This window comes from Variovorax monticola (assembly GCF_051216855.1).
Taxonomy (GTDB): domain Bacteria; phylum Pseudomonadota; class Gammaproteobacteria; order Burkholderiales; family Burkholderiaceae_C; genus Variovorax.
Genome location: NZ_JBPJZP010000004.1, coordinates 122,768 through 144,341, shown reverse-complemented (window position 1 = coordinate 144,341; position 21,574 = coordinate 122,768). Strand labels below are relative to the sequence as shown.

Here is a 21,574-nt window from a genome sequence, read left to right as displayed (position 1 = left end):
GACTTTCGAAACTAGACCCACATTGTAGAATCGTGAGGTTTTGCGCCAATAAATTCGAAGCGAAGCCCCCCGATATGAAGTTGTTTGCCAATATTCTGCTTGCAGCCCTCGTGGGCATCGCATGCAGCGCGAGTTTTGCAGCCGATGAACACGCGGCAACTCCAGGAGCGGCGAGTGCGGCCCCCGCGAAGCCTCCCAAGCCGGACCCTGCCAAGGGGGACACGTTGTTCAACGCGACGCCGGCCAACAGCCAGAGTTGCGCGTCGTGCCACAACGCGGACGGCAACGCCGCCATCGCGGCAAACCCCAAGCTGGCGCAACAGCATCCCGAATACATCCTCAAGCAGCTGGAAGAATTCAAGTCCGGCAAGCGCAAGAGCGCGATCATGAAGCCGCTGGCTTCCGCGCTGTCCGAAGAAGACATGCGCAACATCGCCTGGTTCGTGGGCTCGAAGAAGGTCAAGCCGGGTTTCTCGAAAGACAAGGACACCCTCGCCATGGGCGAGAAGATCTACCGCGGCGGCATCGGCGAGCGCCAGATCCCGGCCTGCGCCGGTTGCCACAGCCCGAACGGCGCCGGCATTCCCGCCCAGTACCCGCGCCTGGGTGGCCAGAACTCTGAATACACCGTGGCCCAGCTCACTGCCTTTCGCGACAACGTGCGCCTGAACAGCGCACCCATGACCGGCGTCGCCGCCAAGCTCAACGACCGTGAAATCAGGGCCGTGGCCGACTACATTGCCGGCCTGCGTTGATGACGACGCGCCTTCGAGCGTGAACTAACCGCCGACAACAACCCCAAACAAAGGGCGGGCCGATCCAGGAGGATGGCCCGCCCTTTTGCTTTTTTCTTCCTTCCCTTCATTCATTCCTCTCGCCGATGTCCGTCTCCACACATGGCCTTCGCGTTCGTCGCGGCCCGCAAATGCTTCGCGCTGCGGTGGAGCTGTTTTCGTCGATGCGCTTCGCCATTGCGCTGCTCACCGTCATCTGCATCGCGTCGGTCATCGGCACGGTGCTCAAGCAGCACGAGCCGATCAACAACTACATCAACCAGTTCGGGCCGTTCTGGGCCGCGCTGTTCCGCGCGGCCAAGCTCGACGCGGTCTACGGCGCCTGGTGGTTCCTGCTGATCCTGCTGTTCCTGGTGATCAGCACCACGCTGTGCATCTCGCGCAACACGCCGCGCATCCTGGCCGACCTGAAGACCTTCAAGGAAGACATTCGCGCGCAGAGCCTGAAGGCCTTCGGGCAGCGCGCGGAAAGCCGCCTCGATGAAACGCCCGAAGCCGCGGCCCAGCGCATCGGGCAGTTGCTGGTGAGCGGCGGATGGAAGGTGAAGCTGCAGCAGCGCGAGGCCACCGACGGCAGCCGCGCGACCCCGGCGGGCTGGATGGTCGCGGCGCGCGCGGGCGGCGCGCACAAGCTCGGCTACATCGCGGCCCACAGCGCCATCGTGCTGGTGTGCATCGGCGGGCTGCTCGACGGCGACCTCATGGTGCGCGCGCAGACGTGGTTCAACGGCAAGAGCGTGTTCACCGGCGGCGGCATGATCGCCGACGTGCCGCCGCAGTACCGGCTGTCCGCCAGCAACCCGACCTTCCGCGGCAACATCCTCGTGCCCGAAGGCGGGCAGGGCAGCGTGGCCATCCTGAACCAGGCCGACGGCGTGCTGCTGCAGGAGCTGCCGTTTTCCATCGAGCTGAAGAAGTTCATCGTCGAGTACTACTCGACCGGCATGCCCAAGCTCTTCGCCAGCGAGGTGGTGCTGCACGACCGCGAGACAGGCGAAGCGGTGCCCGCGCGCATCGAGGTCAATCACCCGGCCAGCTACAAGGGCGTGGAGATCTACCAGTCCAGCTTCGACGACGGCGGCTCCAAGGTGAAGCTCGCGGCCGTGCCGATGGCGGCCGCGGCCAAGCCCTTCGAGGTCGAAGGCGTCATCGGCGGCCCCACCACCGAGATCACCAACGGCGAAGACAAGCTCACGCTCGAGTACGCCGCGCTGCGCGTGATCAACGTCGAGAACTTCGCCGACGCCGGCCCGCTGCGCAGCGGCGCCGACGTGCGCAAGGTCGACCTGCGCCACGACATCGAGTCGCGCCTGGGCGCGGCCAACAAGGTCAACAAGCCGAAGGTGCTGCGCAACATCGGCCCGAGCATCGGCTACAAGCTGCGCGACGCCTCGGGCCAGGCGCGCGAGTACCAGAACTACATGGTTCCGGTCGACACCGGCGACGGTCAGCCCGTGTTCCTGCTGGGCATGCGCGAGAAGCCCGAAGACCCGTTCCGCTACCTGCGCGTGCCGGCCGACGACCAGGGCTCGATGGACGGCTTCGTGCGCATGCGCACCGCGCTCGGCGACGCCGACACCCGCGCCAAGGCCATCGAGCGCTACATCGCCAAGGCGAGCGACCCGAAGCGCCCCGAGATGGCCGGGCAGCTGCGCGTGTCGGCCACGCGCGCGCTCGCATTGTTCGCGGGCAGCGAGCGCGCCAAGGCCGACGCCACCACCGTGGGCGGCTGGCAGGCGATTGCCGAGTTCATGGAAGTCAACGTGCCCGAGGCCGAGCGCGAGCGCGCCGGCGGGGTGCTGGTGCGCATCCTGAACGACGTGCTGTTCGAGGTGCTCAACCTGAGCCGCGAAGGCGCCGGCCTGGCTGCGCTGCCCGACGACGACAAATCGCAGGCCTACCTCACGCAGGCCGTGCTGGCCATCAGCGACGCGCACTTCTACCCGGCCCCGGTCGCGATGATGATGACCGACTTCACCCAGGTGCAGGCCAGCGTGTTCCAGGTGGCGCGCGCCCCCGGCAAGAATGTGGTGTATCTGGGCTGCCTGTTGCTGATCATCGGGATTTTTGCCATGCTGTACGTGCGCGAACGCCGACTGTGGGTGTGGCTCGCACCCGACGGCACGGCCTCCGGAGACCCGCACACGGCCGCCACGATGGCCTTCTCGGTCAACCGCAAGACCATCGACAGCGATCGCGAATTCGAGCATCTCAAGCACAAGCTGCTCGCACTGGACAAAGAACAAACGGCGACACCATGAACACCACGACCCTCACGCTCAATGAAAGCTGGCTCTCGCGCCGCAACCTGTTCGACTGGGTGTTCGCGGCGCTGGTGCTGGCCGGCGGCCTGTTCGCGTTCACGCGCTACGCGGGGTCGATGGACTACTACGAGAAGCCGATCCTTGCCGCTGCATTGATCGCGATGATCTCCATCGGCTGGTTCTGGCGGCCGCTGCGCGTGCTGGCCCTGGTGGTGGCCGCGGCCTCGCTGCTGGCCATCAGCTCGTACCAGGGCGACCTGGCGCGGGCCGACACGGTGTTCTGGCTCAAGTACTTTTTGTCGAGCCAGTCGGCCATCTTGTGGATGAGCGTGCTGTTCTTCATGAGCACGCTGTTCTACTGGCTCGGTTTCTTCGGCGGCAAGCAGGCCGACACCTTCGATGCGATCGCCTCGCGCCTGGCCTGGGCTGCGGTCACCATGGCACTGATCGGCACCATGGTGCGCTGGTATGAAAGCCACCAGCTCGGCCCGGACATCGGCCACATCCCTGTGAGCAACCTGTACGAAGTGTTCGTGCTGTTCTGCTGGCTGACGGCCGCGTTCTATCTCTACTTCGAAGAGCGCTACAACACGCGCGCGCTGGGCGCCTTCGTGATGCTGGTCGTCAGCGCCGCGGTCGGTTTTTTGCTCTGGTACACGATCGTGCGCGAGGCGCATGAAATCCAGCCGCTGGTGCCTGCGTTGCAGAGCTGGTGGATGAAGCTGCACGTGCCCGCCAACTTCATCGGCTACGGCACCTTCTCGCTCGCGGCCATGGTGGCCTTCGCCTACCTCATCAAGGAGCAGGCCGAGGAGAAGCGCTGGTACAAGCTCACGCCGATCTGGCTGCTGGGCGTGGCGTTGTGCTTCGTGCCGGTGGCGTTCCGCCAGCGCGTGCAGGAAGCCGGCGGCAGCTACTGGGTGGTCTATGCGGGCATCTCCGCGCTGATCGCGGCGGGCATTCTGCTGGGGCGCAAGCGCATCGCGGCGCGACTGCCGGCCAACGAGGTGCTGGACGACGTCATGTACAAGTCGATCACCGTCGGCTTCGCCTTCTTCACCATCGCCACCGTGCTGGGCGCGCTGTGGGCGGCCGATGCATGGGGCGGCTACTGGAGCTGGGACCCGAAGGAAACCTGGGCGCTGATCGTCTGGCTCAACTACGCGGCCTGGCTGCACATGCGGCTCGTGAAGGGCCTGCGCGGCACCGTGGCGGCCTGGTGGGCGCTGGGCGGCCTGGCGGTCACGACCTTCGCCTTCCTGGGCGTCAACATGTTCCTGAGCGGGCTGCACAGCTACGGCACCTTGTAGGCGCAGGCTCGCGGCCTTGCCGGTCTTCGCGAAGAATTGAAACCACGCGCCGCGATGGCGCGTAACCAAAGCAGGGCCGGTCACGAACTACCCTGAGCATCACGATTCACGCGAAAGGCCTGTCATGTCGTTCCATTCCCGCCCGATCCGTCGCCACAGCAGCAACGACGGCTTCATTCACCCGCTGTCGAGCGAGATCACGCCGCGTGCCGAATACGAAAGCCGGCGCGACCTGCTCAAGCTCATGGCGGGCGGTGCGGCAGGCGCGGCGCTGGCGGCTTTCGCGTCGCGCGAAGCCTGGGCCCAGGCAGAACGCCCTAACAAGCTCGCGCCGCTGCCGGGCGCCAAGTCGGCGGTACCCGGTGCCATGTCCATGGACAAGCTCACCGAGTACAAGGACGCATCGACCTACAACAACTACTACGAGTTCGGCACCGACAAGGCCGATCCGGCCAAGAACGCCGGCACGCTGAAGACGCGGCCCTGGACCGTCGAGGTCGAGGGGCTGGTCAAGAAGCCCGGCAAGTACGGCATCGAAGACCTGCTCAAGCTCAGCGCGCAGGAAGAACGCATCTACCGCCTGCGCTGCGTCGAAGGCTGGTCGATGGTCATCCCGTGGGTCGGCTATTCGCTGGCCGAACTCATCAAGAAGGTCGAGCCGCAGGGCAACGCCAAGTTCGTCGAGTTCGTGACGCTGGCCGACCCCAAGACCATGCCCTTCGTGGGCTCGCGCGTGCTCGACTGGCCCTACACCGAGGGACTGCGCATGGACGAGGCGATGAACCCGCTCACGCTGCTGGCCTTCGGCATGTACGGCGAGGTGCTGCCCAATCAGAACGGTGCGCCCGTGCGCCTGGTGGTGCCATGGAAGTACGGCTTCAAGTCGGCCAAGTCGATCGTGAAGATCCGCTTCGTCGAGAAGGAGCCGAGCACCGCCTGGAACAAGGCGGCCGCCAACGAATACGGCTTCTATTCGAACGTGAACCCCAACGTCGACCATCCGCGCTGGAGCCAGGCCACCGAGCGGCGTATCGGCGACGGCGGCGGCCTGTTCGCCAAGCGGCGCAAGACCGAGATGTTCAACGGCTACGAAGCCCAGGTCGCGCAGCTGTATGCGGGCATGGACCTGAAGAAGAACTTCTGAACCCGCGCGCCACGCGCTCGCCGCTCCCATGAACAAGCTGCTCATGCATCCGGCGACCAAGCCGGTCATCTTCCTGCTGTGCCTGCTGCCGTTCGCACGGCTGGGCTACGGCGCGTTCACCGACGGGCTCGGTGCCAACCCCGCCGAGTTCCTGATTCGCGCCACCGGCGACTGGACGCTGCGCTTCATCTGCATCGTGCTGGCGGTGACGCCGTTGCGCGTCATCAGCAAATGGAACGCGCTCGCGCGCTACCGCCGCATGCTGGGCCTGTTCGCTTACTTCTACGTGGTGGTTCACCTGCTGTGCTACAGCTGGTTCGACATGGGCTTCGAGTGGGGCGACATCGCCAAGGACATCGCGAAGCGGCCGTTCATTCTGGTGGGGTTCTTGGCCTTCGTGCTGCTGACGCCGCTGGCCGCCACGTCGTTCAATCGCGCAATCAAGGCCATGGGCGCCAAGCGCTGGCAGATGCTGCACAAGCTCGTCTACGTGATCGCGGGGCTCGGCCTGCTGCACTTCTTCTGGATGCGCGCGGGCAAGAACAACTTTGCCGAAGTGTTCATCTACGTTGCGATCATCGGCGTGCTGCTGGCTTGGCGGGTGTGGAATTTCGCGAGCAAGCGCAGCAAGGCCAGGCAGTCCGCGGCGGGTGTGGCGCGCAGCAGCGAGAAGCCGCTGCGCACCGGCTGACGGACGGCGCTCAGCCGTCGATTTCCGCGCGCAACTGGTCTTCCATCGTCTCGCGACGGCGGATCAGCGTGGCGGTGGCGCCGCTCACCAGCACCTCGGCGGCACGACCGCGCGTGTTGTAGTTGCTGGACATGCTCATGCAGTATGCGCCCGCCGACAGCACGGCCAGCATGTCGCCGGCCACCACGTTGAGCGCGCGGTCGCGCCCGATCCAGTCGCCGCTTTCGCAGACCGGGCCGACCACGTCGTAGGTCGGTGCATCGCCGGCGCGCGTGCGCAGCGGCACGATCCGCTGGAAGGCCTGGTACATCGCGGGGCGCGGCAGGTCGTTCATGGCCGCGTCGACGATGCAGAAATTCTTGTCTTCGCCCGGCTTGGTGTACAGCACCTCGGTCACGCACACGCCGGCGTTGCCGACCAGTGAGCGGCCGGGTTCGATGACGAGCTTGCGTTGGCCGAAGCCGCGCGCGTCGAGCTTGGCGAGCAGCTGATGCCAGAGGTCATCGGCCTTGGGCGGCACTTCGCCGTTGTAGTCGATGCCCAGGCCGCCGCCGAAGTCCAGGTGATGGATCGGCACGCCGGCCGCTTCGATGGCCTCGACGAGGTCCAGCATCCGGTCGCAGGTGTCGAGGTAGGGCGATGCGTCGGTGATCTGCGAGCCGATGTGGCAGTCGATGCCGACCACTTCCAGGCCGGGCAGCTTCGCGGCGCGGCGATATGCCTCGACCGCGCGGTCGTGCGCAATGCCGAACTTGTTGCCCTTCAGGCCGGTGGAGATGTACGGGTGCGTCTTCGGGTCGACGTTCGGATTGATGCGAATGCTGATGGGTGCGCGGCGGTCTTCGGCCAGCGCCACGTCGTTGAGCACGTCGAGCTCGGCTTCGCTCTCGACGTTGAAGCAGGCGATGCCGGCCGCCAGGGCCTGGCGCATCTCGGCGCGGGTCTTGCCGACGCCGGAGAAGATGATCTTCTTGGGATCGGCGCCGACGGCCAGCACGCGCGACAGTTCGCCACCCGAGACGATGTCGAAGCCGCAGCCGGCCTGCGCGAACACGCGCAACACGCCGAGCGATGAATTGGCCTTCATCGCGTAGCAGATCAGGGCGTCGCGCCCTTCGAACCCGCGCTGGTAGGCCGCCAGGGCGTCCAGCATCCATTGCCTGGAGTAGACGAAAAGAGGGGTGCCGTGCTCACGGGCCAGCGCATCGAGCGCGAGACCCTCGACGTGCAGCGCGCCGTCGCGCTCTGCGATGTGCGGGTGACCGGGGAGGGCGGCGGACGTGACGGTGCCGGTCATCTCCGGGTCCCCGTGTTGCCGCTGCCGGCCGGCGCGCTGGCACCGGCGGCCGGTGCGCTGGCGGCTGCAGCCGGTGCGGGCGCCGCCTCGCTGGAGGATGAGGGCGACGACCTCAGGCTCTCTGGCGTCATGAGCTGCGGCAAGGTCGCCCGCTGGACGGCGGCGGGATCGGTCGGCAGGTACAGCGCGCCGCGCTGTCCGCAGGCGACCAGCCCGGTGGCGGCTGCGACAAGGCAGACCATGAGCGCAGCGCGGGGGCGGGTGCTCACTAGAATTTGGCGAACATTCAACATAGCGAAATTGTAATGACCGACATTGAGTACATGGACCGCGCCGAAGCTGCGCTCTCCGCCATCGAGCGCGGTTGCGACGGCATCAACGACGCGAGCGAGGTCGACCTCGACAACCAGCGCGTCGGCGGGATGATCACGATTTCATTCGAAAACGGCAGCCAGTTGATCGTCAACCTGCAAAAACCCCTGCAGGAAATCTGGCTGGCCGCGCGTTCCGGCGGCTACCACTATCGCCACGACGGCCTGGCCTGGGTCGACACCAAGACCGGCGAGGAGTTCTTCGGCAACCTGTCGCGCGAAGCGACCCTGCAAGCCGGGCAGCCGCTGGCGTTCGCGGCTGCCTGATCCGTCTTCATCAGTTCCTGAACAGGTCGAGGATGCGGTTGCGCTCCTCGGGTGGGGGCTGCGGGCTGATCGGCGCGCCCGTGAGGCTCTCTACCGGCGCCACAGGCGCAGAGGACTCGACACCCAGGCTGGCCACGCCGCGGCCCGGTGCGTAGTCGTCGTAGTACCACTCGCCTCCGACGCTCACGATGCCTGACGGCGGGTTGGCCGACAGTTCGGTCACCGGCACGCCCCTGATGGCGGTTTCCATGTAGTTGATCCAGATCGGCAGGCTCAGGCCGCCGCCGGTTTCGCGGTCGCCCAGGTTGCGCGGCGTGTCGTAGCCGATCCACGAGATCGCCGTCATGGTCGGCTGGAAACCCGCGAACCACGCGTCGAGCGAATCGTTGGTGGTGCCGGTCTTGCCGTACAGGTCGGGGCGCTTGAGCATGGCCTGCGCCTTGGCGGCGGTGCCGGCGCGGGCCACGGAGTTCAGTAGCGTGTCCATGATGAAGGCGTTGCGCTGCGGAATGGCACGCGCCGCCTCGTTGAGCAGCGTCGGCTGCTTGTCGACCAGCAGCTTGTCCTTGTGGTCGGTGATGCGGGTCACGAGGTACGGGTTGACGCGGTAGCCGCCGTTGGCGAACACCGAGTAGCCCACCGCCATCTGCATCGGCGTGACCGCGCCCGCGCCGAGCGCCATCGGCAGGTAGGCCGGGTGCTTGTCCTTGTCGAAGCCGAAGTTGGTGATCCAGTCTTGCGCGTAGCGCGTGCCGATGGACTGCAGGATGCGGATCGACACGAGGTTCTTCGACTTCATCAGCGCGGTGCGCATCGACATCGGGCCGTCGTAGCCGCCGCCGTAGTTCTTCGGCTCCCAGGGCTGGCCGCCGGTGGTGGCGGCATCGAAGAAGAGCGGGCCGTCGTTGATGACGGTGGCGGGCGTGAAGCCCTTTTCGAGCGCCGCGGAATAGATGAAGGGCTTGAAGCTCGACCCCGGCTGGCGCCAGGCCTGCGTCACGTGGTTGAACTTGTTCTTGCCGAAGTCGAAGCCGCCGACCAGTGCCTTGATGGCACCGTCGCGCGGGTCCATGGCGACGAATGCGCCCTCGACCTCGGGCAGCTGCGTGATTTCCCAGGTGTTCTTGGGCGTCTTGACCACGCGGATCACCGCGCCGCGACGGATCTTGATGTTGGGCGGTGCCTTGTCGGACAGGCCGGACTGCGCGGGCTTGAGGCCTTCGCCCGTGATCTGCACCGCGTCGCCGTTGGCGCGCACGGCGTCGATCTGCTTGGCCGTGGCCTTGAGCACCACGGCAGCCATCACGTCGCCGTTGTCGGGGTGGTCGCTCAATGCATCGTCCACCGCTTCGTCGACTTCCTTGGCGTCGGCGGGCAGGTCGACGAACTTCTCGGGGCCGCGATAGATCTGGCGGCGCTCGTAGTCCATGATGCCCTTGCGCAGTGCCTTGTAGGCTGCGGCCTGGTCGGCCGCCACCAGCGAGGTGTAGACCTTCAGGCCGCGCGTGTAGGTGCTGTCGCCGTACTGCGTGTACATGAGCTGGCGCACGGTTTCGGCCACGTACTCGGCGTGCAGCCGGTTCGGATCGGCTGCGTCGCGCAGGTGCAGTTCTTCCTTCTTCGCTTCGCCCGCCTGCTCGGCGGTGATGAAGCCGGCTTCCTGCATGCGGTCGATCACGTAGAACTGGCGGCCGCGCGCGCGCTGCGGGTTGTTCACAGGGTTGTTTGCGCCGGGCGCCTTCGGCAGCCCCGCGAGCATCGCGGCCTGCGCGATCGTGAGCTCCTGCAGCGGCTTGCCGAAGTAGGCCTCCGAGGCAGCGGCAAAACCGTAGGCCCGGTTGCCCAGGTAGATCTGGTTCAGGTAGATCTCGAAGATCTGGTCCTTGCTGAGCAGGTGCTCCAGCTTGAAGGTCAGCAGCACTTCGTAGATCTTGCGGGTCAGCGTCTTCTCGGAGCTCAGGTAGACGTTGCGCGCCACCTGCATCGTGATGGTCGAGGCGCCCTGGCTCTTCACGCGGTTCAAGTTCGCCAGGCCCGCGCGAACCATGCCCTTGTAATCCACGCCGCCGTGGTCGTAGAAGCGGGAGTCTTCGGCGGCGAGCACCGCGTCCTTCACCACCTTGGGAATCGCCGAGATCGGCGTGAGGTTGCGGCGCTCCTCGCCGAACTCGCCGATCAGAACGCCCTCGGACGAGAACACCCGCAACGGCAGCTTGGGCCGGTAGTCGGAGAGCTCGGAGATGTCGGGCAGGTTCGGATACGCGACCGCCAGGGCCACCGCCACCACGCACACCACCGACAGCACGCCGGCTGCAGCGATGCCGAATCCCCAGAAGAAAAGGCGCAAAAGCCATTTCAGCCAGGTCGGGCGTCGGGGGGGAGGGGTCTTGGCTGGCCCTTTGGGGCTGGATGTTTCTTGCATGGGGGGCCGGGGAGTCACCGGACATTATAAAAAGCCGCCCCCTCCCCACGATCCGATCTTTGTTGCTCTTGCATCTGGCTAATTCAAAAGTTACAAAATGCGCATTTGACGTCAGGTTTTGACAACGATTGACAGGTTTGCTCCCTGGCGTTGCTTGGTAGGTGCTACGCCTGCTGCTAGCATGCAACCGAACGCAATTTTTTCTATTGGTTACAAATACAGGGGATAGAGGGACCTACCTTGGCTGCTCTTGGATCATTGTTTCGTCGTCAGAACGCTCCCTTGCTCGGGCTGGATGTCAGTTCGTCCAGCGTCAAGCTGGTCGAGCTCGGCCGTGAGGCCAGCGGCAAGCTGGTTCTGGAGCGCTGTGCCATCGAACCCCTGGAGCGTGGCTGGATCACGGACGGCAACGTCGAGAAGTTCGACGAAGTGGCGGAAGCGGTCCGGCGTGTCATTCGCAAGAGCGGCACCCGCACCCGCAATGTCGCGCTCGCCCTGCCGCCTTCGGCGGTGATCACCAAGAAGATCATTCTTCCGGGCGGCATGAGCGAGCAGGAGCTCGAGATCCAGGTTGAGTCCGAAGCCAATCAGTACATCCCTTTCTCGCTGGACGAAGTCAGCCTCGACTTCTGCGTCACGGGCCCGAGCAGCAGCTCGCCCGGCGACGTGGAAGTGCTGATTGCCGCGTCCCGCAAGGAAAAGGTCCAGGACCGTGAAGGCCTGGCGGAAGCCGCGGGCTTGAAGGCGATGATCCTCGACGTCGAGTCCTATGCGTCGCGCCTGGCGACGGCCCGCCTGATCGAACAATTGCCCGGCAAGGGAACGGACGCCATCGTGGCACTGTTCGAAGTGGGTGCCTTCACCACCAGCATGCAGGTGCTGCGCAACCAGGAAGTGCTGTACGACCGCGACCAGGCCTTCGGCGGCGCGCAACTCACACAGCTCATCGTGCGCCAGTATGGTTTTTCCGCCGAAGAAGCCGAGGCCAAGAAGCGCAGCGGCGACCTGCCGGACGACTACGGCTCCGGCGTGCTCAAGCCCTTTGTCGAGAGCATCGCGCAGGAAATCGCGCGGGCGCTCCAGTTCTTCTTCACCAGCACGCCGCACAACCGCGTGGACTACGTGTTGCTCGCGGGCGGTTCGGCATCGCTGCCGGGCCTGACCAATGCCGTGACCCGGCAGACTTCGTTCGCCTGCTCGCTGCTCAATCCCTTCGACGGCATGGACTTCAGTTCGAACATTCGCGAAAAGAAGGTCCGGCGCGAGGCGCCTTCCTATCTGACCTCCTGCGGTCTGGCCATGCGGAGGTTCCTGCAGTGATCCTCATCAACCTGCTTCCGCACCGCGAAGCCGCGCGCAAGAAGCGCCGCGAGGCGTTCTACGGCACCTTGGGTGCCGCGGCCGTGCTGGGCCTGCTGATCGCCGGGCTGGGCTACCTGTGGTTCGAAGCACAGATCTCCGGGCAGCAATCGAAGAACGGCTTTCTTCAGGCCGAGATCAAGAAGCTCGAGGTCGAGATCAAGGAAATCTCGACGCTGCAGGAAGAAATCGCGGCCCTGCGCGCGCGCCAGCTGGCGGTCGAAGACCTTCAGGGCGACCGCAACCTGCCGGTGCACCTGCTCAATGAGCTGGTCCGGCAACTGCCCGACGGCGTCTACCTGACCAGCATGAAGCAGGACAACCAGACCATCACGCTGCAAGGCATGGCGCAATCGAACGAGCGGGTCTCGGAGCTGCTGCGCAACCTGGGCAACAACAGTCCGTGGCTGGTGAAGCCTGAGCTGGTCGAAATCACCTCGGCCAACGTCAACCTGACCCAGCGCGACCAGCGCCGCGTGGCCAACTTCACCATGCGCATCGGTCTGAAACGGCCCACCGACGCGCAGAAGGCCGCTGCCGACAAGGCATTGGCTGCAACGGCGCAGTCCAAGGGGTAATCGATCATGGCAAGCAATCGCCCCTCCCCGAAAGTGGATGTCGCCGCGGCCCTGCGCCGCTTCGGTGACCAGTTCCGCGGACTCAATCCGAACGATCCGTCGATGTGGCCGACGGTCCCCCGCTATGCGCTGTGCCTGGCTGTGACGGCCCTGGTGCTGGTCGCCCTGTGGTTTGTCTGGCTGACCAATTCCAATGACGAGCTGGAAAGCGAGCGCGCCAAGGAAGTCACGCTCAAAGCCGACTACTCGAAGAAAGTGGCGCAAGCCGCCAACCTCGAGCTGCTGAAGAAGCAGCGCGAGCAGGTACAGCAGTACGTGACCTTGCTCGAGAAGCAACTGCCCAGCAAGGCGGAAATGGACGCGCTGCTGTCGGACATCAACCAGGCCGGGCTCGGCCGCAGCCTGCAGTTCGAGCTGTTCCGTCCGGGGCAAGTGTCGGTCAAGGATTACTACGCCGAGCTGCCGATCGCTGTTCGCGTCACCGGGCGCTATCACGACATGGGCGCCTTCGTGGCCGACGTGGCGGCCCTGTCGCGCATCGTGACGCTGAACAACATCACCGTCACGCCGCAAAAGGACAAGGACATGCTGACGATGGACACCACCGCGCGCACCTTCCGATATCTCGACGACGACGAGCGGGCTGCACAGAAGCGCGCCGCCGTGTCGAAGGAGAAGAAGAAGTGAAGGCCGTTGCCAAGATGCTCTGCGTGGCGCTGGCTGCTGCGGGGTTGAGCGCGTGCGAGTCCGATCAGGGCGAAACGCAACGCTGGATGGCCGAACAGCGTGCGCAGGTAAAGCCTTCGGTGCCGCCGATCACGGCGCCCAAGAAATTCACGCCGCAGGTCTACACCGAGGCCTCGTCCTTCGAGCCTTTCAACATCCTGAAGCTCACCCAGGCGCTGCGCCGCGATTCGAATCAGCCGAGCACCTCGGAGCTGATCGCGCCCGAACTGGCACGCCGCAAGGAGCCATTGGAAGCCTTTCCGCTCGACTCGATGACGATGGTCGGGAGCATGGATCGCAACAAGCAGCCTGTGGCGCTGATCCGTATGGACAAGCTGCTGTACAAGGTGCGCGTCGGCGAATACCTGGGACTCAACTACGGACGTATCACCCGCATCAATGAAACCGAAGTCGGCTTGCGCGAGATCGTGCAGGACGCCGCCGGTGAATGGATCGAACGCGTTGCGACGCTGCAGCTGCAAGAGAGAGCGAAATGAACCAAGAAAAATCAAAGATGGCTCGATGGCTGCGCGCTGCCGGCCTGGGTCTGCTGGCCTTCGGTGCATTGGCCGTGGCCCATGCGCAAAACGCCATTGAAGCGGTGACCAGCTCGACCCAGTCGGGTGCGGAAGTGATCCGCATCGATCTCGCACAGCCGCTTACGGCCGCGCCCGCGGGGTTTGCCGTGCAGACGCCGGCGCGCATCGCGCTTGATTTCCCCGGTGTCACGAATGCGATTGGCCGCTCCGCCATCGAAGTGAACCAGGGCAACCTGCGTTCGGTGAATGTGGTTCAGGCGGGCGACCGCAGCCGCGTGGTGTTGAACCTGAAGCAAGCCACGGCGTACAAGACCGAGATCCAGGGCAAGTCGCTGCTGGTCATTCTCGAACCGGCGGCGGGTACCGCGCTGGCCGTATCCAATGCGACCACATTCGCAGAAAATCGCAACCGTGACACCCTGCCGCTGCGTGACGTCGACTTCCGGCTCGGCAAGGACAACACCGGCCGTGTGATCGTCGATCTTCCGAACAACCAGGTCGGCGTCGATGTGAAGCAGCAGGGCAAGAACCTCGTTGTGGAATTCACCAAGTCGACGCTGCCCGAAGGCCTGCGCCGCCGCCTCGATGTGGCCGACTTCGGCACTCCGGTCCAGTTGATCACCTCGCAACAATCGGGCGACCGCGTTCGCATGACGATCGAGGGCAAGGGCGAGTGGGAGCACAGCGCGTACCAGAGCGAGAACCAATTCGTGGTCGAAATGCGGGCCCGCAAGGTCGACCCGACGAAGCTGACGCAAGGCGTGGGCTACAACGGCGAGAAGCTCTCGCTCAACTTCCAGAACATCGAGATCCGTTCGCTGCTGCAGGTGATCGCCGACTTCACGAACTTCAACATCGTGACCTCGGATTCCGTCACCGGCGCGCTGACGCTGCGGCTGAAAGACGTGCCGTGGGACCAGGCACTCGACATCATCATGCAGGCCAAGAACCTGGGCATGCGCAAGAACGGCAGCGTGCTGTGGATCGCGCCCAAGGACGAACTCAACGCCAAGGAAAAGCTCGAGTTCGAGGCCAAGGCGGCCATCGAAAACCTGGAGCCGCTGCGCACGCAGTCGTTCCAGCTGAACTACACCAAGGCCTTGGTGATCGCGCAAGGCTTGACCGGCTCGGGCGCCTCCGCGGGTGGCGGTGGCGGTGGCGGTGGTGGCAACACGAGCCGCATCCTGAGCCCCCGCGGCAGCGTGATCGCCGAATCGCGCACCAACCAGCTCTTCGTGTCCGACATTCCGTCGCGCCTGGCGCAGGTTTCCGAGTTGATCCAGAAGCTCGACATTCCGGTTCGCCAGGTGTTGATCGAGGCGCGCATCGTGGAGGCGTCCGACACCTTCGGCAAGTCGCTGGGCGTGAGACTCGGTGGCGGCATTTCCGGCGAACGCTTTGCGTCGTCGGCGGGCAACCGCGCTTTCGCCACGGTCGGCGGCGTACCCAGTACAGGTACCACGGGCACCGGGTTCACCAACTCCAACTTCATCAACCTGCCGGCAGGCGATGCGGGCGGCACCGGCAACTCGGCAGGCGCCTTCGCGATCTCACTCTTCAATTCGAGCTTCTCGCGCATGCTGAACCTCGAAATCTCGGCGCTCGAGGCCGATGGCAAGGGCAAGCTGGTGTCCAGCCCCCGCGTGATCACGGCCGACCAGACCAAGGCGCTGATCGAGCAGGGCGAGGAAATTCCTTACCAGCAGGCTACATCCAGCGGTGCGACCTCGATCTCGTTCCGCAAGGCGGTGCTGAAGCTCGAGGTGACGCCGCAGATCACGCCCGAAGGCAACATCATCCTGACGCTGGACGTCAGCAAGGACGCGCGCGGCGTGAACACGTCGGCGGGCCCGGCCATCAACACCAAGCACGTGCAAACCGAGGTGCTGGTCGAGAACGGCGGCACGGTCGTCATCGGTGGTATCTTCGAACTCACCGAAACCAATGACGAATCGCGCGTGCCGGTGCTGGGTGAAGTGCCCTACCTGGGGGCACTGTTCCGCAAGCGCGAACGCGTTGCAAACAAGACCGAAATGCTCGTCTTTATCACTCCGAAGATGATTACCGACCGCAACGCCGCGCGCTGACGCGCGGGCGTAGCAGCCACCGCGTGGCGGTCGCACTCGTCGGGTTGCCCGGCGCCGGAAAATCTGCAGTGGGCCGGCGCCTGGGGATGCGGCTGGCCCTTCCTTTCATCGACACCGATCACGTGATCGAGCAGCGCATCGGCTGTTCGATCCGTGATTTTTTCGATCGTGAAGGTGAGGTCGTGTTCCGCGACCTTGAACAAGAGGTCATCGCCGACCTGGCGGCCAACGCCCAGGGCGTGCTGGCCACCGGCGGCGGGGCGGTGTTGCGCGATGCCAACCGCAACCAGCTGCGCGATCACTTCCACGTGATCTACCTGCGCTCGTCCCCCGAGGACCTGTTCAGGCGCCTGCGTCACGACGTCAAGCGTCCCTTGCTGCAGGTGGCCGATCCGCTGGGCCGCCTGCGGGAGCTGCACGACGCGCGCGACCCGTTCTACCGGGAAACCGCGCACGACGTGGTCGACACAGGCCGTCCGTCCATCGCCATGCTGGTGAACATCATCGTCATGCAGCTCGAACTGGCCGGGATCGTCGAGCCCGGAGCCCATCCGGAAGAGCCCGCCGCCTGAGCCGGCCCTGGCTGCAGCGCCTAAACTCGCTGCCATGTCCTTGTCCGTACTTTCCGCTGCGCCAGAACGCGTCGACATCCAGCTCGGCGAGCGCAGCTATCCCATCCTGATCGGTGCCGGCCTGCTGGACGCTCCCGAGAGCTTCGCCGCCGCGCCGGCGGCCGCTTCCGCCCTGATCGTCAGCAACACCACGGTGGCGCCGCTCTATGCGAAGGCCCTGCAAGCTGCCCTTGCAGGCCGCTACCGCACGGTTCACCTGCTCGAGCTGCCCGACGGCGAAGTGCACAAGAACCTGCAAACGCTGAACCTGATCTTCGACGCCCTGCTGGGCCACGGCAGCGACCGCAAGACGGTGATGTTCGCGCTCGGCGGCGGCGTGGTGGGCGACATGACCGGCTTCGCTGCCGCCAGCTACATGCGCGGCGTGCCTTTCGTCCAGGTGCCGACCACGCTGCTCGCGCAGGTCGACTCCTCGGTGGGCGGCAAGACGGCCATCAACCACCCGCTGGGCAAGAACATGATCGGTGCGTTCTACCAGCCGCAGCTCGTGGTGTGCGACCTGGCCACGCTGCAGACCCTGCCGCCGCGCGAACTCAGCGCCGGCCTGGCCGAGGTCATCAAGTACGGCCCGATCCACGACATGGCCTTCTTCGACTGGACCGAGGCGAACATCGACGCGCTGGTGGCGCGCGACCCGGCCGCGCTGGCCTACGCCGTCAAGCGCAGTTGCGAGATCAAGGCGCTGGTGGTCGGCCAGGACGAGCGCGAGACCGGCCTGCGTGCGATCCTCAATTTCGGCCACACCTTCGGCCATGCGATCGAGTCGGGCCTGGGCTACGGCGAGTGGCTGCACGGCGAGGGCGTCGGCTGCGGCATGGTCATGGCGGCGCACCTGTCGCAGCGGCTCGGCGGCGTCGACGCGGCCTTCGTCGAGCGGCTCACGCGCCTGATCCAGCGTGCCGGCCTGCCGACCGTCGGCCCGGCACTGGGGGCCGAGCGCTACCTGCAGCTGATGCGCGTCGACAAGAAGTCCGAAGCCGGCGAGATCCGCTTCGTGGTGATCGACAAGCCCGGCTCCGCCGTGGTCCGCAGCGCGCCGGACGCGCTGGTGCGCGAAGTGCTCGCGCAATGCTGCGAGGGATGAGCGCCGCACCGGGCCGCCCCAAGCAAGCTCGCTCCCGCTTGGCGGGAAGGCGCGCAGCGCCAAGGGTGCACCAGTGAGCGCCGCGCCGGGCCGCCCCAAGCAAGCTCGCTCCCGCTTGGCGGGAAGGCGCGCAGCGTCAAGGGTGCCCCAATGAATCTCGCTGCCTATGCCTGCCACCCCGCGCAATCGCGCGGCCGCAGGCATGCCGAGCCGCCCGCGCCCACGCGCGATGCTTTCCAGCGCGACCGCGACCGCATCGTGCATTCGACGGCCTTCCGCCGGCTGGTCTACAAGACCCAGGTCTTCCTGAACCACGAAGGCGACCTGTTTCGCACTCGGCTCACGCATTCGCTGGAAGTCGCCCAGCTCGGCCGCTCCATTGCCCGCGCGCTGCACATCAACGAAGACCTGGTCGAGGCGATCGCGCTGGCGCACGACCTGGGCCACACGCCCTTCGGACACGCCGGGCAGGATGCGCTCAATGCCTGCATGTCCGGGCATGGCGGCTTCGAGCACAACCTGCAAAGCCTGCGCGTGGTCGATGCGCTCGAGCATCGCTACCCGCAGTACGACGGCCTGAACCTCAGCTTCGAAACCCGCGAGGGCATCCTCAAGCACTGCTCGCGCGCCAATGCCGAGAAGCTGGAAGCCGCCGAGCCGAATGGCGTGGCCCGGCGCTTTCTGGACCGCACGCAGCCGGGCCTCGAAGCCCAGCTGTGCAACCTGGCCGATGCCATCGCCTACAACGCCCACGACATCGACGACGGCGTGCGCTCGGGCCTCATCAGCGTCGAGCAGCTGTCCGACGTGGCGCTGTTCGAGCGCTACCGCCGCGAGGCGCTCAAAGAGCACCCGCAATTGCAGGGCCGCCGCGTGCTCTACGAGACCATCCGTCGCATGCTGAGCGCGCAGGTCTACGACGTGATCGACGCGACGCGCGCCGCGCTGGAGGCGCTCGGACCGGCCGACGCCGATGCGGTGCGCCAGGCAACACCCGTCGTTGCATTCAGCGAGGCCATGCAGGCGCAATCGGAAGACCTGAAGCGCTTTCTCTTTCGCAACCTCTACCGCCATCCCCAGGTCACGCAGACCACCGACCAAGCGCAAGCGGTGGTGCGGGAGCTGTTCGACGCCTACCTCGCGCGCAGCGCCGAGATGCCCGACGCCTATGCCGGGCGCGGCGACCGGCACCGCGCGGTGGCCGACTACATCGCGGGCATGACCGACCGTTTTGCCATGCGCGAGCATGAGCGGCTCACGGGCCGCCGGGGCATCGCGTGAGCCCTGCCGCGTCTGCGTCCGCATCCGCACGACCGCGCGTGCCGGTCGCCGCCTTCGCCGTGCTGCTGGGCGGCGTCAGTGCTGCGTTGCATCTGGGCAAGCTGCCGCCGGCCGTGCCCGCGTTGCAGGCCTCGCTCGGCATCGGCCTGGTGGAGGCGGGATTCCTGCTGTCGCTCGTTCAGGTGGCGAGCATGACGCTCGGGCTGGCCGCGGGCCTGGCGGCCGACAGCATCGGCCTGCGCCGCAGCATGCTGACGGGGCTGGGCGTGCTGACAGTGGCCAGCCTGGTGGGCGGCTTGGTCGGCGTCGGCGCGTTGGGCGGCACGCACGCCGTGGCGTGGTTGCTGGCGCTGCGCGCGGTCGAGGGCATCGGTTTTCTGCTGGCCGTGATGCCAGGGCCTGGATTGATTCGCGCCCTTACGCCGCCAGGCGCCGACAAGGCCGCGCTGGGCCTGTGGGGCGCCTACATGCCGCTGGGCGTGGCGCTGGCGCTACTGCTCGGACCGGCGCTGATCGCGTGGGGCGGATGGGCCGACTGGTGGTGGGCGCTGTCGCTGGTCTCCGCGCTGGCCGCGCTGTGGGTATGGCGGGCGGTGCCGGCCGACCGGTTGCGGCCGGTGGCCCCGGCGAACGTGTCGATCGGCTGGTCGTCGCGCCTGCGTGCCACCGTCGGTGCCCGCGCGCCCTGGCTGGTCGGCCTGACCTTCGCCGTGTACTCGGCCCAGTGGATGGCGGTGATCGGCTTCCTGCCCGCCATCTATGCGGGCGCCGGCGTGTCGCCCGCCTGGAACGCGGTGCTGACCGCGCTGGCCGCCGCCATGAACATCGTCGGCAACATCGCCGGCGGCCGCTGGCTGCAACGCGGCGTGGCACCGCAGCGGCTGCTGCAGCTCGGTTTCCTGACGATGGCGCTGGGCGGCGTGGCGGCCTTCGCGCAACTGGGGCAGGGCACCGATGCAAAGAGCCTGCCGCCCGCGCTGCGCTACCTCGCGGTCTGTGCGTTCTCGCTGGGCGGCGGCATGGTACCGGCCACGCTGTTCTTTCTCGGCGTGCGGCTGGCGCCGGGGCCCTCCACCGTCTCGACGACGATCGGCCTCATGCAGCAGGCCTCGTCGCTCGGCCAGTTCCTGGCGCCGCCGGCGGTGGCGTGGGTGGCCCACCGCGCTGGCGGCTGGCACTGGACATGGACGGCCACGCTGGCCTGCTCGCTGGCCGGTATGGCGCTCGCGCGGCGCCTGGGGCGGATTCGCCCTGCGGCGGAGATGGCATGAGCACCCCGGCGACAATCGACTCCCGTCAGGCCGAAGCCGACATGCGCCGCTGGCTGGAGCGCGCGGTGATCGGCCTGAACCTGTGCCCGTTCGCGAAAGCCGTGCATGCGAAGGGGCAGATCCACTACGCCGTGTACGAGAGCGCCGAACAGGCCGACCTGATGGACGCGCTCCTGTCCGAAGCCAAAGACCTCGCGGCGCTCGACGCCGTCCAGCGCGACACCACCCTTTTGATTGCACCCAACACCTTGGCCGACTTCCTGGACTTCAACGATTTCACGGCGCGTGCCGAACGCCAGCTTGTGCGCGCCGGCTACGACGGCGTGTTCCAGCTGGCGAGCTTTCATCCGCACTTCCAGTTCGCGGGCACCGAAGCCGACGACATCGGCAACGCCACCAACCGCGCGCCGTACCCCACGCTGCACCTGCTGCGCGAAGACAGCGTGGACCGCGCGGTCGAAGCCTTCCCCGATGCGGAAATGATCTTCGAGCGCAACATCGACACCCTTGAAGCGCTGGGCTCGCAAGGCTGGGCCGCGCTGGACGTCGGCCCCGGGAGTGCCAAGGCATGAACACCAAATTCGCAGCGCAAGCCCCCCGGACGAACAAGGCCGCCAAGGCGGACGCGGAACTGGCCGAGGTGCTGAAGCCGGGCCAGTCCGTCGAACTGCTCAAGGAGCTGCACATCCTCACCCGCGAGGGCCGGCTCAACCAGGACTCGCGGCGAAAGCTCAAGCAGGTCTACCACCTGTTCCAGTTCATCGAGCAGCTGCTGCGCGAGTTGCCGGAAGAGGGCGCGGGCGCCACCCTGGCCGACCATGGCGCGGGCAAGTCGTACCTGGGTTTCATCATTTACGACCTGTTCTTCCGCCCGCGGCAGGGCGGGGGGCATGTCTACGGCATCGAGACGCGCAGCGAGCTGGTCGAGCGCTCGCGCGTGCTGGCGCAGCGCCTGGGCTTCGAGCGCATGTCCTTCCTCAACCTCACCGTGGCCGAGTCGGCCCAGGCGAGCGAACTGCCGGCGCAGATCGACGTGGTCACCGCGCTGCATGCCTGCGACACCGCCACCGACGACGCCATTGCCTTCGGCCTCGCCAAGAAGGCCCGCTGCATGGTGCTGGTGCCGTGCTGCCAGGCCGAAGTGGCGGCCTGCCTGCGCGAGACCAAGGCGCTTGCCTTGTCGCGCACGCCGCTGGCCGAGCTGTGGCGCCATCCGCTGCACACGCGCGAAATCGGCAGCCAGCTGACCAACGTGCTGCGCTGCCTGTACCTCGAAGCCAACGGCTACAGCGTCACGGTCACCGAACTGGTGGGCTGGGAGCACAGCATGAAGAACGAACTGATCCTGGCGCGCCACACGGGCCAGCGCAAGGCCAGCGCGGCCACGCGGCTGCGCGAGCTGCTGGCGCAGTTCGGGCTCGACTCGCTGGGCGACACGCGCTTTCATCTGGCCTGAG

General features: G+C 66.3%; 20 protein-coding genes. 17 read left to right on the top strand and 3 right to left on the bottom strand.

Annotated features, from left to right (window positions below):
* Window positions 1-74 precede the first annotated feature (74 nt).
* From ACSFA5_RS15325 to ACSFA5_RS15305, 5 genes are all read left to right on the top strand, one after another.
* Window positions 75-755, top strand: coding sequence for a c-type cytochrome (locus ACSFA5_RS15325; protein WP_435445349.1), 681 nt, complete (start codon window positions 75-77; stop codon window positions 753-755).
* Between the two features lie 125 nt (window positions 756-880).
* Complete coding sequence (locus ACSFA5_RS15320) at window positions 881-3,055, top strand: cytochrome c biogenesis protein ResB (protein WP_435444900.1); 2,175 nt, start codon at window positions 881-883, stop codon at window positions 3,053-3,055.
* A complete protein-coding gene (ccsB, locus tag ACSFA5_RS15315) occupies window positions 3,052-4,368 on the top strand; it encodes a c-type cytochrome biogenesis protein CcsB (RefSeq protein WP_435444899.1) in 1,317 nt (438 codons plus the stop codon). The genes ACSFA5_RS15320 and ccsB overlap by 4 nt, the downstream gene beginning before the upstream one ends.
* Window positions 4,369-4,492: 124 nt before the next feature.
* Window positions 4,493-5,512 carry a protein-methionine-sulfoxide reductase catalytic subunit MsrP gene (msrP, locus tag ACSFA5_RS15310; protein ID WP_435444898.1) on the top strand — a complete coding sequence of 340 codons (1,020 nt, stop codon included), beginning with the start codon at window positions 4,493-4,495 and terminating at the stop codon, window positions 5,510-5,512.
* Window positions 5,513-5,540: 28 nt separating this feature from the next.
* Window positions 5,541-6,203 carry a protein-methionine-sulfoxide reductase heme-binding subunit MsrQ gene (locus ACSFA5_RS15305; protein WP_435444897.1) on the top strand — a complete coding sequence of 221 codons (663 nt, stop codon included), beginning with the start codon at window positions 5,541-5,543 and terminating at the stop codon, window positions 6,201-6,203.
* A 10-nt stretch (window positions 6,204-6,213) separates the two neighbouring features.
* Here the strand turns inward: ACSFA5_RS15305 and lysA are convergent, their stop codons facing one another.
* Window positions 6,214-7,500, bottom strand: coding sequence for a diaminopimelate decarboxylase (lysA, locus tag ACSFA5_RS15300; RefSeq protein WP_435444896.1), 1,287 nt, complete (start codon window positions 7,498-7,500; stop codon window positions 6,214-6,216).
* Window positions 7,497-7,769, bottom strand: coding sequence for an LPS translocon maturation chaperone LptM (gene lptM, locus ACSFA5_RS15295; protein ID WP_435444895.1), 273 nt, complete (start codon window positions 7,767-7,769; stop codon window positions 7,497-7,499). Before lptM ends, lysA begins: the two co-directional genes overlap by 4 nt.
* A gap of 36 nt (window positions 7,770-7,805) precedes the next feature.
* Between lptM and cyaY the strand changes: the two genes are divergently transcribed.
* Entirely contained in the window at window positions 7,806-8,138 is a 333-nt protein-coding gene (cyaY, locus tag ACSFA5_RS15290) for an iron donor protein CyaY (RefSeq protein ID WP_435444894.1), read from the top strand.
* A 10-nt stretch (window positions 8,139-8,148) separates the two neighbouring features.
* Here cyaY and ACSFA5_RS15285 read toward each other — a convergent pair whose 3' ends face one another.
* Entirely contained in the window at window positions 8,149-10,560 is a 2,412-nt protein-coding gene (locus tag ACSFA5_RS15285) for a penicillin-binding protein 1A (RefSeq protein ID WP_435444893.1), read from the bottom strand.
* A 240-nt stretch (window positions 10,561-10,800) separates the two neighbouring features.
* Between ACSFA5_RS15285 and ACSFA5_RS15280 the strand changes: the two genes are divergently transcribed.
* From ACSFA5_RS15280 to ACSFA5_RS15230, 11 genes are all read left to right on the top strand, one after another.
* The gene (locus tag ACSFA5_RS15280) at window positions 10,801-11,880 is read left to right on the top strand and encodes a pilus assembly protein PilM (protein ID WP_435444892.1); all 1,080 of its coding nucleotides are present in this window, start codon (window positions 10,801-10,803) and stop codon (window positions 11,878-11,880) included.
* On the top strand, window positions 11,877-12,497 hold the full coding sequence (locus tag ACSFA5_RS15275) for a PilN domain-containing protein (RefSeq protein ID WP_435444891.1): 621 nt from the start codon (window positions 11,877-11,879) through the stop codon (window positions 12,495-12,497). Before ACSFA5_RS15280 ends, ACSFA5_RS15275 begins: the two co-directional genes overlap by 4 nt.
* 6 nt (window positions 12,498-12,503) lie before the next feature.
* Window positions 12,504-13,184 carry a type IV pilus inner membrane component PilO gene (locus ACSFA5_RS15270; RefSeq protein ID WP_435444890.1) on the top strand — a complete coding sequence of 227 codons (681 nt, stop codon included), beginning with the start codon at window positions 12,504-12,506 and terminating at the stop codon, window positions 13,182-13,184.
* Entirely contained in the window at window positions 13,181-13,720 is a 540-nt protein-coding gene (locus tag ACSFA5_RS15265; RefSeq protein ID WP_435444889.1) for a pilus assembly protein PilP, read from the top strand. Before ACSFA5_RS15270 ends, ACSFA5_RS15265 begins: the two co-directional genes overlap by 4 nt.
* Window positions 13,717-15,849: a type IV pilus secretin PilQ gene (locus tag ACSFA5_RS15260; protein ID WP_435444888.1), complete on the top strand. Its 2,133-nt coding sequence runs from the start codon at window positions 13,717-13,719 to the stop codon at window positions 15,847-15,849. The genes ACSFA5_RS15265 and ACSFA5_RS15260 overlap by 4 nt, the downstream gene beginning before the upstream one ends.
* Before the next feature lie 23 nt (window positions 15,850-15,872).
* Window positions 15,873-16,421, top strand: coding sequence for a shikimate kinase (locus ACSFA5_RS15255; protein ID WP_435444887.1), 549 nt, complete (start codon window positions 15,873-15,875; stop codon window positions 16,419-16,421).
* Between the two features lie 34 nt (window positions 16,422-16,455).
* Complete coding sequence (gene aroB, locus ACSFA5_RS15250) at window positions 16,456-17,565, top strand: 3-dehydroquinate synthase (protein WP_435444886.1); 1,110 nt, start codon at window positions 16,456-16,458, stop codon at window positions 17,563-17,565.
* A 150-nt stretch (window positions 17,566-17,715) separates the two neighbouring features.
* Window positions 17,716-18,846, top strand: a complete 1,131-nt coding sequence (locus ACSFA5_RS15245; protein WP_435444885.1) for a deoxyguanosinetriphosphate triphosphohydrolase — start codon at window positions 17,716-17,718, stop codon at window positions 18,844-18,846.
* Between the two features lie 38 nt (window positions 18,847-18,884).
* Window positions 18,885-20,117, top strand: a complete 1,233-nt coding sequence (locus ACSFA5_RS15240; RefSeq protein WP_435444884.1) for an MFS transporter — start codon at window positions 18,885-18,887, stop codon at window positions 20,115-20,117.
* Window positions 20,114-20,689, top strand: a complete 576-nt coding sequence (locus ACSFA5_RS15235; protein WP_435444883.1) for a DUF1415 domain-containing protein — start codon at window positions 20,114-20,116, stop codon at window positions 20,687-20,689. Before ACSFA5_RS15240 ends, ACSFA5_RS15235 begins: the two co-directional genes overlap by 4 nt.
* A complete protein-coding gene (locus ACSFA5_RS15230; RefSeq protein WP_435444882.1) occupies window positions 20,686-21,573 on the top strand; it encodes a class I SAM-dependent methyltransferase in 888 nt (295 codons plus the stop codon). The genes ACSFA5_RS15235 and ACSFA5_RS15230 overlap by 4 nt, the downstream gene beginning before the upstream one ends.
* Window position 21,574: the final 1 nt, after the last annotated feature.